This window comes from Deltaproteobacteria bacterium (genome assembly GCA_026129095.1).
In the GTDB taxonomy this organism is placed as follows: domain Bacteria; phylum JAGRBM01; class JAGRBM01; order JAGRBM01; family JAHCIT01; genus JAHCIT01.
Window position 1 is genome coordinate 41,686 of record JAHCIT010000006.1, and the last position, 13,237, is coordinate 54,922.

The following is a 13,237-nucleotide window of genomic DNA, read 5'->3' on the forward strand; positions in this document are numbered from 1 at the left end:
CTACCTGGGCAGCAGCACATGGACCAATCGGTCCTGTCCGAAGTTCCAGTCATTCGCCGTGATGAAGAGCGGGACGCCATGACTCCTCGCGTCATCAGCGATATTGTTCGGCATGGGGGCCGACGCAATACCGATCGGTTCGAACAGTGTCATGTCGCCATCGGGGTAAATCACCTGCGCGAGGCTCCAGCGGCCCAGCACACGGCCGCCAAGATCCAACTCTACAACCTCGGCAAAATCTATGCTGTCGGAAACCAGAACAAACACGGTTCCGGTCATCGGGTGGTAGACAATCTCCTTGGGATCGCCGCCCATCCAGGTGCCCGGCGGTATCATCGCCACGCTGCGGATGTCGCCCCCGCTTCCATTGGTATACTGGTCCCACACCATCAGTTTGTACTTGGAAGCATTGGCCGTCTCCGCTCCCAGCATTACCAGATCGCCGCTGTGAGCCGCACCGCTCAAGGCCGGCCCCGTCCAGGCGGAGATACGGACGTCAACATCATTGTGGAAGTTGAACGGAGGCCCCCCAAGGCTGAGTGCATTGAACAGCACATTACCGGAATTCGGAGCGGTCTGGTTCTCCGGCCACATATGCAATGTATTCGGGGAACCACCGGAGTTGCATATGGCTGCAATCGCCCCTTGCGTGACCGGAGACGTGGTCTGATGGTTCCATGCGGTTTCTGTCACCGCAATGGATCGCATGTTCCCTCCAGTGCATCCGCTCAAGCCAGTAACATCCGTAGACTGCATGAGCGATACCGGGAACGCATTCGCCGTTACCTTGCGGATATCAGCCGAACGCAGGACGTAGCTGTGTCCAACCGTAAATCCCGGCTGGGACCGGAAGGCGACCGGACCGGCAACAAATGCGCCGAAGATCACGTTGCTGTCGGAATAGTTCAGCGGCGTCAGGTATTGCGCCTCGCGGGCAATGCCGATCGGCTGCACCATGGCGTTCAGTGACGAGTATCCGAGCTGGTATTCCTGCGTCTCACCCGCATTGTTCAGGATGGCGCGTGATGTCAGGACTGGCCATGGATAGTCGGTATAAAGGAACAGCCCCTGGGTCGGCACCGCCGGATTCACCGATGTGATTGCCGACACAGCCGTGCTGGTCGAATCGACAAAATCCGCGTGATACGGCGGGAACATCCCGTTGAATACCGCTGGACGCGGGTCGTCGCCGAACCGGATCTTCGTCCCCCACCGCTCGCTTTCCGGAATGACCGGAACCGGACTGCGCGGGAAACCGCTGAAGTGGTAGCTGCTGCCAACCGCAACCTGGATATCCTTCATTCCCTTGCCGTCAAACTCGTCGCTGCCGACCTCCAGGAACAGCTCTACCGTCTGTTCCCAGGTCTGCGGATCGATGTTTCCGGAGATGGGGACCATCATGACATCCTGTTCCATAAAGGAACCGCAGCCGGTCCCCACCCCGTTCACCTTCTGGGTGGTGCAGTTGCCCCCCACGAACTGTGGAAGGGTCAGGAAGACCGTATCCCAGGCTTCGCTGGCCTCAAGCACATGGAACTTGAGCGTCAGGTGAAGCTGGACCGGCTCTCCCACCGGGGCCGCGCGGCGGCTGAAGTAGGCCCGGATGCCGCTGCCATCGTGACTGCCCCCGCCGCCCTGGGAGGTCTGGCTGTCCTGCCAGAAACCGGGCTCAGGCGCCACTACAAATTCAAGGAGATCGTCTCCATCCGGACTGGTTGAGAATGCGAAGTCCAGATCAAGATACTTGCTCGTACCGTTATAGCTGACCACCTTCCGCATCTCGCCATCAACGCAGCCGGTGCCTCCCACCCGGATACAGCGGAGCCATTTACCGGTGTAGTAGTCGATCTGGAAGCTCAGTGAATTGTGCCCTTCGATCCTGAGGCCGCCATTCAGGACATTGATGACCGGTGTGGCCTTGAAGATCTCGAAATGGTCACCGGGATCGAACGATACCGGCCCGGCGAAGTTGAACTCGCGGCCGGACCCGTCATACCAGCTGATCTGGCGGTATTGACCGGTACCGGCGCCGCTGGTGAAGCGGATCCACATGCCATCGTATCTGCCGCTTTCCGGGTGCAGTTCCGATCCGCCGCTAAACGAGGTTGTGGACCAGACGTCCCTCACCACAGAAGTCGCCGCCGTGGCAAGCCGGATGTCGGGCAGGTATTTCTCGATCTCCCGCAGGATCACCGGATTGGCGTCACCCAGGTCGAAATAGGGCGACGGATAGCTGGCGTCCAGTGAGAAATCCCCGGAAGCCTCATCCGCGAACTCCGGGGACTGGTTCCAGGGATAGGAGATCGAGTCGAGCGAGTTCTGCGTGCAGAAGTTCGGGGAACTATAGGCGATACAATCCGACCCATTGGCAATAAAAACGTTCGACGACGCATGGCTTGTACCCGGCGTAAATGCTGTTGGATGGAAGATCAGCGCTTCGTTCTGGCTGCCGGAGAAGATATTGTTTCGCAGGTCGATTCCGGGCGCATTTCCGGTTGGACTTGCCCATTCAATCGCGGGATCCATGTAAGCGAACGTATTGTTCGCCACGATGACCGTATTTGCCGGATCAGGGAACGAATTCCCCGTTGCCGCGCCGATAGCGACGTAAATACCCTGTGCCGGAGTGGTTACCATCCCCCGGAACAGGTTTCCGGCAATCAGCGTGCCCGCAGTATTCGCACTGTTCATGTATATATGGTTGCCAGGGCTGTGGCCGCCGATAAACGTGTTGCCGACGATCTTGGTCAGTTCACCATCGTTCCATACGCCGTTCCCATCATGATCCGTCAGGTCAATACGGTTTCGGCGGATGACCGTATTGCTGGCGGATCCCGTCAGGAAAATTCCGGTATCGTTGTACACCAGGTGATTATCCTCGATAACCGTATTTTCATCCTGGATCAGGAACCCGTTCTGGCAGCCAGAAACGGTGTTCCGGGCGAAACGGACATCATTCACGGAAAATTCCGTCCGGAAGCCCTGCACGTTCGTGGACCCCATGCAGGTTACCGAATTGCCGGTGATATTCAGGGAACCGGGCATCTCCACCACCCGGACACCCATCGAGGTGCTGAAGGGATCGTACATCGTGATCCGGTTGTTCTCGATACGGACATCGCCGGTCATGGCTTCCTGCCTGATAACCCCGCCGCTTCCGTCACGAACAGCGATATTGTTGTCCCGGACCTGCATCAGCCCATCGCCAGCAACATATACAATTCCGTCGCCGCGGAAGTTTGCGCTGACCCGGTTGCCATAAAAGTCGGTATTCGCGGATCCGAGCCAGATCGCCGGAGAAGTGCCCGACACCGGGACATTGAACCGGAAACTGTTGCCGTGGATATCCACGCCACTCGCCTGGCCACCAATATACACGACGATCAGGTTCCACGACGAAACGGCATCCAGTTCGATCCCGCGTATGGTGATATGCGGTGCGCCCGATACCGGCTCTATGTACAGAGCATTGAAGGCACTGTCAGTCTTGGATATCTGTAGCTGGCCCATTCCATCCAGCGTGAAATCATCTTCGTCGTTATAAGACGCGGTAACCGCGAGCACCACCTGCGAGACCGCCCCCGGCCGGACGGTCAGCGGCCCGGAAATCAGGCCAGGCAGTGTCTCCATGCCGAACCGCAACGTACCGGGACTGGTATCACCGCCACCGGACTGGATCGCGTAGCCGCTCACATCCAGGCTTAATTCATAGTCCGAGGGGGCAAAGCTGTTCCCCGGCGGAATCTGGTAGTACAGCGTGAGCGTGTAGTCCTGGTTGTCGTGGGGAACCTGGACGGTCCAGTTCCCATTCGCCTGGTCACCCGGCCCCGGAATATCCAGGATCATCCCCTCGGTGCTGTCCACGAGCTTCACGCCAACCGAGCCGGGTTCAAGCAACTGGACGTTAAGCTTCACCACCTGTCCGGCCCTGAGGCCCTGCAGGTAGAAGGTGTCTATATCGCCCCTGGCATCGAACCGGCCCGTGTATTGGGCGACCGAATCGCCAGTCGTATCCAGATTGACGACGGCACCGATGTTGTCGCCGAACGGCTCGTTGAAAATCCAGGGATCGAGCGGATCGGGATCAAGACCCTGGCACCAGGGCGTGTTGACCGGACCGTCGCACTGTCCGTCGCCGTCGCTGTCTGACAGCGCCGGATCGGTGTAGTGCACGAACCCGGAAACAGCAGGTGGGGTGGCTGCTTTCAGTGCAGCCCCCATTTCGCCCGGATTGTCACCGCGGTGCTGCCAGTCGCCCACACCCAGCTGACCCTGGTTATTCATTCCCCAACACTTCACACGACCGTCCCGCAGTATCCCACAGCTGGTAACACCTCCTGTGGACACCATGACCACCTCGCCATCCAGATCCACGTAGGGAAGGTTATCACCCATCTCGCCCGGACTATCGCCCCGGTTCTGTGTATCACCGATTCCGAGCTGCCCGAAGTGATTGCGGCCCCAGCATTTCACCTTGCCGTTGTCGAGGAGCGCACAGGTATGGGCACTAATTCCACTGGCGGAGATGTGGCGGGCGCGCCGGCCGGTACCGAAATCAACATACGGCAGGCCGTCGCCCATCTCCCCGGCGTTATCACCCCGGTCATTCGTGTCGCCCTGCCCGCTGATTCCGTATGCATTGTAGCCCCAGCACTTGACCCCGCCATTATCCAGAAGCGCACAGGTATGGCCCCCACCCGCAACAATCTGAACCGCCGTCCGGCCGGTGCCGAGGTTCACAACCGGAAGATTGTCACCCATCTCGCCGGGTCCGTCACCGCGGGAAACTCCATCTTCATAGCCCAGACGGCCCTGCATGCCGAATCCCCAGCACTTCACCGACCCATCGTCGAGAATCGCGCACGTGTGATTGTTACCCGCCGAAACCTGAACGGCGGTCCGCCCTGTCCCCAGATCAACGAATGGCAGGTTGTCACCCATCTCGCCGCCGTTGTCACCCCGATTGTTGACGTCACCCAGTCCGAGCTCGCCGGAAGAATTTATTCCCCAGCACTTCACCTGGCCACTCGCCAGGATCGCGCAGGTATGAGAACTCCCCGCATCAATGAACGTGGCCGACTGGCCTGTACCCAGGTTCGTAACCGGAAGGTTATTGCTCATCTCGCCAGGACCGTCACCCATGTGGTTGGTCGTGCCCTGCCCCAGTTCGCCACTGGTATTCCGGCCCCAGCACTTGACGCTGCCGCCCGGCCTGATGGCGCAATTATGATACCCACCGGCCGTCACCATCTCCGATGTCGCACCGGAACCCAACAGCACGTTCGGCAGTGACGACATTTCCCCTGGGTCGTCACCACGCGGTGTGGTATCACCGTAACCGAGCTGGCCGTAAAGATTACCGCCCCAGCACCACAGGGCACCGGGCCAGTCGCTCCGGTCAGTCTCGCGGGCACAGACGTGCTCGGCTCCAATGGAAATCATCTTGCTTTCACGGAAGTCGTTTTCGGCTCCGGCGCAGGCGCCCACAGCCACGTACCCGTCGCACAGGCCGTCGCCGTCGCTGTCCGCCAGCGCCGGGTCGGACCGCCGCGAGAACTGGGCTTCACCCAGCATGACGACCAGTTCGTTGTACATCCAGTTGGCGAGCGCGAGGTCTGGCACGCCGTCGCCATTGAAGTCGGCAACGGACACCCGGTCGAAATCATAGGAGGCCAGCTCATACTGGCGCGGGGAGATGTGGTAGTTGCCGTTCGGCAGGCCATAGGCCCCGCCCTGCTCATCCACATGACCGTAGAACACCTGCATTCTGGTTTCGCTGCTTCCACCCGGAATAATGATGTCCAGTGCGCCGTTCTGGTCGAGATCGGCCATGGTGAACCAGGAGGGCGTCACGGCCGGGTTCAGGTCGAGATCCTGGAATCCGGTGTTGGCGAACTCGAGGGTGCCCCGGCCATTGATACCGCCCTGCATCCGTGTCTGCACCTTCTGGGAGTCGCGCATGAGACTCACGAGGTCCGGGACGAGGTCGGCATTGATGTCGGCCATCATCACATCGGCCAGCTCGTCGCTCACCGGGCGCGACTGCAGCGCGCCGAATGAATTACCCGGCTGTCCGGTACCGGCACTGCAGCCGGACACCGGCTGGACCGCGCCGCAAAGCGGCAGGGTATGGACATATCCGCTCTCGGTTTCGGGGAAGTAGATATCCTTGAGTCCGTCCCGGTTCACGTCCGCAACATACGCGAAGCCGAGCGGCTCGAAACCGCCATTATCATAGGGGGTAACCGGCGATCCCGGCCAGGAATTGAACCCCGTCGCCGTGAAGGTGCGGATCTGGCCAAGCACTCCGTAGGCCATCATGATATCCAGGTTGCTGTCGCCGTTCAGGTCAATGACACCGCCGCTCGTGATCCCGCCAGCTCCCGTGCTGTTGTGCAGCACCCCCGCCTCGAACTGCCCAACGCCCAGACAACCAGCCAATGGGCTGCTGATACCCGCGCACCCATAGAACACCTGGAACTGGCCCGCCTGGTAGAACACGACCAGATCCATGAAGCCGTCGCGGTTCATGTCGGCCATCTCGATTCCGGCCGTTGTGGATGAACCCAGGGTATATTGCGCCGGACCCGTAAACTGGCCCGTGCCATCACCGCTGTAGACGAGCATGACGTTGTTGCCGCCCGCCACCGCGATATCCTGCCGGCCGTCCAGATTGAAATCGCCCGTGGCCATGTATCTCGGACCGCTCAGGGCGTGGGTGCCCGTGTTGTACTGCGCGGCCATTTCGAATTTCCCGTCCAGATTGCGGCGCACGACCTCTCCGCCGTCCGGCAACCCGTCGCCATCGGTGTCCCAAAGGTGCGGATTGATGCCGTAGTGAACCTCCCACCCGTCCGGCAGGCCATCGCTGTCAGTATCAGACAGCGCGGGATCGGTACCTACATCGCGGAAGTTTTCCATCGTGCCGGTATTGGTCTCGGCGAAGTCGGGGTACTGGTCGCCGTCGCTGTCCGGCCCGCCGATCACAAGCCCGATCGAGGTGAACCCGGCCATTTCATCCGCCTTCACCCAGGTGAACGCCATCGTCGGACGCCCGGCCGCATCGACGGCGACGCTCACGCCATTGCCGTATTGCCAGATATTGGGGCTCACCGACTTGGTAAGCGCCCAGGTAAACCCGCCGTCATAGCTCCGGGCGAGATAGAAATCGGCTTCCTTTTCGTCCGGCACGTTTGAACGGCGCTGCTCCCAGCCGAGATAGAGCTGGTTGCGCGGTCCTACGGCAACGGAGGGGCCCCGGCTCTCGGTCTCAAGGGAGGGGGTCACCTCAATCTGGCCGGTAAAGGTGCTGCTGCATTCGTCACCAACTACCGCAAACCAGACCTCCGGTCCGTTGACGCCCACCCTGAGCCAGACAACGGCCCATCCGCCACCATTATGGAGGGCCGCAATCCTGGGTGAGGTGTGATTGGAAGCAGGATCAGCGGAAACGTCGAAAGCCGCAGTGTAGCCGCTTCCGCCATCAGTTGAGCAGGCGATTTCCACCTGGCCGTATCCGCCATAGTTGGCAACATACACAACCGCGATATCGCCGTTTTCCGCAACAGCGATATCCGGCTGCGAGGCAGTTGACCCGCCCGAGAACCAGTAAGGCCAGCCGGTCGTAGTGAAAGACTGCCCGCGGTTATTCGATACCTGGACCTGTATGGCATCATCGGTCCCCGTGTCGTCCACTTCGTGGAAAGCCACGGCGACGCGTGCGCCACTGGCAGCTACCGCCGGAGTATGGCCGCTCCATCCGCCCGAGTGGTTGGTCAGGTTCAGGGAGTCGAACGACTGGGCGCCATTCTGCGAGCGCAGGAACATGATGTCGTTGTCCCACGGAGAAGTGGGAGAAAGCGCCGTAAAGACCGCGTAGTAGTCGTTCAGGAAACGCGATGTGGCGGCGGCGACATCAATCTCGCCATCGGGATCATGGGAACCAACCACATTGGCACTGAACACCACGCCGCCATTGAGCGAACGGCGGACCTGGGTCTCCGCGGGCTGCGGCACACCGGCCAGGACTTCGTGGCGCGAGAAGGCAACGACCGGGACATCCTCTGACCTGGGCAGCCAGCGGATCACCGGATTAGTGACAACCACATTCCCGAAATACTCCAGGCTCTGCGGGCTGGCCGTCAGCGAGTAGCCGGGGAGCAACGGATCCATTCCTTCGCCAGGCAGTTCCGCCCCGTCGGGCACCAGATCCCGGTCCGAGTCCGGGTCCGTTGGGTCGGTAAAGGTTATGTACAGCTCGTCAGAATCACTTAGCCAGTCACCATCGGTATCCGGGTTCAGCGGGTCCGTGTCCCAGCCGGATTCCGTGCCGGAGCAGATTCCGGTAACTACCGAGCCGTCACACAGGAAGTCACCATCCGTATCCTCGTTGTTCGGATCGCTGGAGTAGCCAAGACCCACGGTATTCGCCGGGATGATCTTCACTCCCGAAGTGTCTGCGACGACCAGGTCGGCGGCTCCGTCCCCGTTGAAGTCCGCGAGCACGAAGCTCCGCGAATCGGAAGTCCCCGACAATGCATTATCGGAAACGAGTTCACCCGTCGGACGGCCAAAGATACCTTCTCCTCTGAATATCTCGGCCTCGAATGCCACACGCCCCACAATGACGTCGGGGCGGCCATCGCCGCTCAGGTCTCCAGCGAAGATTCCCGTTGTTTCTGTAAGAGTGGGGGCCGTCCCAAGCTGGGCAACCCGCGCAAACCGTACCGGCACTCCCGGTCCTGACCCACCCGGCTGGTAGCCAGCGGCGACGAAATGGTTGACGCCAATCTGGCCGGTGAAGAGGACGTCCGGACGGTCATTCCCGTCAAGACCGGCCACCCTGACATGGCCATGCAACGTCATTGGCGGGTTGAAACTCGCCCCTTCCAGGAGAGTCTGGACCGGACCGAACTGCCCGGAACTGTCATTCGCAACCCACTGGAGCCTGTTCGTGCTGCCATTAACAAGCAGGATATCCTCATACCCGCCATCGTCATTCAGATCAGCCACGGCCAGCCCCAACACCTGGTCTGACAGCGAAACCGTATGAACCGGAACCGGATCAAAGCAGTCATTCCCCGAGAAATCATAACCCAGAACAGTGATGCCAGATGCCGACGAATGAGCCACTGCGAGGCCCGGATATCCCGAAACATCAAGCTGGGAGAACAGCGCAATGTGCACCACATTATCCGGGAGGGAATTGGTTCGCATCGTTCCGAATTCGCCCTGCACGTCCGAGCTTCCCGGCCAGCACCGGAGCGTGTTCGAGTTTGTGTCGTTGACGACGATATCTTTCACAAAGTCGCCATCAATATCGGCCAGTATCATCTGGGTCGAATTCGGACCGGCATCCATGCTGTATCCTTCAGCAAAGCCGCCGCCGGACTGCCCAAGCATCACCTGGATACGGTTGTTGGGCGTATCGTCTTCGAGCAGGACCAGATCCAGCCGTCCGTCGGAGTCAACGTCGGTAACAGCCACGGCGTAGACATAACCGGGCCGGAAGATATCTTCCGTCTGGCCCGTATCGAACGTGCCGTCTGGCCGTCCCACGGCCTCCTCACCGTCGTAGAGGCCGTCTGCATCGGTATCCGGCTCGAAGGGATTGGTACCGGCGTTGCTGGGGCTGACCCAGGTTCCGGTCATCGTCTCCGCGCCATCCTTAAGGCCGTCAAAGTCGGTGTCAGGATTGTTCGGATCGGTGCCGGTATCGAACGGTCCGTTGTAAACGCTCGTATTGGTTTCGACGCTATCCAGGAGTCCGTCCCCGTCCGAATCGGGGTTGAGCGGGTCGGTCCCCATGATGTTTTCCATATGGTCGGAAAGACCGTCGCCATCGGTATCCGGATTCCACGGATTCGTTCCATTCTGTATTTCAACGCCGTCCGGAACGGTATCGCCGTCACTGTCGCTACTGGTCGGATCGGTACCGAAAGCGATCTCCGCACTGTCGCTGAGTCCATCGCCATCCGTATCGGCATTGAGCGGGTCGGTCGTGGGAAGGATCGTTCCCACCACCGCGTAACTCGATCCGTCCGCATTTTCGCTTTCCCATGCAAGGAAGCGGCGGCCTGAACTGGACACCGCCACGGCCGGATTGTTCTGGGCCCCGGCAGTGATCTGGTTCACCTGGTATTGCGGTCCGTATGCGGTACCGGCACTGTCAAACTCGCGGGCGAAAATCCCGTAGAAATCGCCGTCGAGTCCGCCCAAATCCGCCCACAGCACGATGATCTCGTCGTCCCGGTTCATCCCGATGGCAGGCACACGCTGGAAATCGAACTCCTCGTTGTTCACGGCGAAATCCGGACTCATCGGAGTGATGCTGTCATCGAATATCCGGGCGCGGATGCCGAGGCTGGCTGCGTCGGGGCTTGTCCAGGCAACGGCAAAGTTACCCGCCGCGTTCATCGCAATGGCCGGATCATCCTGGGTCCCACCCGTGACCGAGTTGACCAAGTACATGTCCGTGTCGATCGCGCTTGACGGCAGCATCGTGCTGAGACGGATGTCGGTATCAGAGCCGTTATGCGACGAGTAGACGATGAAGCTCAATCCCCATGAATCGACAGCCACATCCGGCTTGGTCTGCGCATTGGCAATTGTCCCGTGAACAACCACTTCGCCGGTCAATGGCGTGCCGTTCCGGTCAAACCGGCGGGCCACGACGTCCCACCCGCTGCCGCAGGTATTTTCACACTGCCACGCGACAGTGAAGTCGCCCGTCTGCCGGTGGACACCAACCGAGGGGGCGCTCTGGTCGCCCGCAGTGGTCGCATTGACCTGGATTTCTCCGGTCTTTGGGGAACCATCGCTACCGAATACCCGCGCATAGATTCCACCCAGGTCGCCGTCCTGTCCGTCGCTCATCCATACGACGACGAAATCCCCGTCGCCCGAAACAGCCACGTCCGGCTGGCTCTGGGTACCAGCGGACGTCGAATTGACGACGATTTCACCGCCCGTCTTCTCTCCGCTGTGCACAAGAAGCTGGGCACGGATGTCGGTCCCATCAACCCACGCGGCCACCCAGTTGCCATTCGGGCTTGCCGCCACGGACGCCAGTCCCTGGAAGCCTGCCGTCATTGTATTCACGACAAACTGCGTGCTGCCCTCTACGCCGGTGCATACCCCTGTCACCCAGGTGCCGTCACACAGACCATCGCCATCGGTGTCGGGGTTCAGCGGATCGGTACCGAGCGCCGTTTCGCTACCCGTGCAGATACCAACGACATTCAGGCCGTCGCACAGCCGGTCCCCGTCGGTATCGATATCAACGGGATTGGTCATGCGTGTCTGGCGCACGAAGACGCCGTTTCCGTCTCCGTCACGGCCGGTGGTGTCCTCAAAAACGATCACCCAGTCGCCGCCAGCAAGGTAACCAGCCTTTACCATGTCACCGGAGGCACTCGGCTGCATCATCAGGAATTCCGGGCCCACGGACGTTCCGTTCCACTGGTAACGCTGCCCGTAAACCCTGAACATTCCGCTTCCGTCCTGGTCCCAGCTGGCCCAGGAAATCAGATAGTCCCCGCTGTTATGCTCGACAGAAACAGATGGCCGGGTCTGGTCGTACAGCGTATAGGAGTTGACCTGGTACTCACCGGCGTACGGCGAACCGTTCATGTCGAACCGGCGGGCAAAGACGCCGCTGTTCGATCCGTCCTGGTTGCCACTCGCCCAGGCAACGACAAAATCCCCCGATACTGATGTCGCCGAAATGGACGGATAGTTCTGGATATCCGCGGTGGTGGTGTTGGCCGTCAGTTCGGCGAATGCCTCGTTATTGGGCGCACTGAACCCGCGGACCCGGATATCCAGCGCATCGCCAGAATCATCCTCGAAGGCAATCGCCACCCGGCCCAGCCCGAGGGAAGCGATTGCAGGGCGCCCCTGGTTTCCGGCCGTCACGCTGTTCACCTGGAACACCGGCGCAAAAGTTGTCTGCGACGGATAGGGCTGCCAGTACCGGGCGTAAATATCAGACCCTGTATCGCATCCGTCACAGCGCCAGGCGAGTACGAACTGGCCCGTCACGCTGGTTGTTGCAATGGCCGGCTGGTAACGGCTGTTTCCGTCTGGACCTACCGCCTCGACATCGTTATCAACCGGGTTGCCAGCGGCATCAAAGCGGCGGAGCCGGATCTGGTAAGTCCCGCTCCGGCTGTCGCTCCAGGCAACAACAAACCGGCCACTGTCGTCGACGGCTATCGTTGGCTGAATCTGGTCGCCTGTATTGGTCGAATTAACAAGGATCTCCGTCGTTACCGGCCGGCCGGCGGAGTCGTACTTACGGGCATAAATGCCGCTCTGGTCACCGTCCGGGCCCGACCAGGCAACGACGTAACTGCCGTTACGCATGACCGCCAGCGCCGGGGCAAGCTGATGACCGGAAACAGTCTCGGTCGCAATGAAGTCCAGTTGCCGTTCCGTGCCGTTGCAACTGCCGGTCATTTCATGCCCGTCGCACAGGCCGTCGCCATCCGTATCGGGATTGTTCGGGTCTGAACCGGGATTGCCCGGACTGATGAAAGCCAGGCTCGCATTTTCGGCGCCGTCGAAATACCCGTCACCATCAGTATCCGGGACATTCGGATCCGTTCCGGTCATGACGGCCGAGAAATAGGTTCCGCCGTTATCTTCATAGCCATCCCAGAGGCCGTCGAAATCGCTATCCGGCTCGTTTGGATCGGTACCGGGATCGGTCGCGCCGCCCCAGATGCCCGTGGCGCGTTCGATGAAATCAGAGAGTCCGTCACCATCCGAATCCTGGTTGCCCGGATCGGTGCCGGTATCGGTCGAACTCACCCAGATGCCGGTGTTGGTTTCGTACGCGTCCGGGATGCCGTCGCTGTCCGTATCCAGATAGCCCGCCGTGAAGGGGACCGTGTTCGAGTTCCACTCCGCCTCAACCAGATAGGTCGCCGGGTAGGTGACATCCAGTGTCAGGTAGATGGAACTCAGGCCGTCGCTGTCCGTGTAGTCAGGGATCGGTGCGCCCAGTATGCCCTCACCCAGGTTCGTCCAGGTAACCAGTTCGCCCGCGACACCGTTGCCAAACGCATCTGTCACGCGGACCACAAACGGGTCATCAAGTGTCAGGCCCGGATCGCCCGTCTGTGCGTCTCCGCCCACATAGGTGACGTTCGACGCAGGACCCGGATTGACGTTCACCATGTAATCTGGCGGATCAAACGTAAGGCCCGGCACGCTCAGCTCGACGTTCTTGCTT

1 protein-coding gene (cut by a window edge) is annotated in these 13,237 nt (G+C 60.4%); it reads right to left on the minus strand.

Annotated features, from left to right (window positions below):
* A protein-coding gene (locus KIT79_09890; protein ID MCW5829611.1) for a VCBS repeat-containing protein crosses the window boundary here: on the minus strand, positions 1-13,237 show its 3' end. Its footprint extends 16,580 nt past the window's final position; the window shows 13,237 of its 29,817 coding nt (coding positions 16,581-29,817); its start codon lies off the right edge, out of view; its stop codon occupies positions 1-3.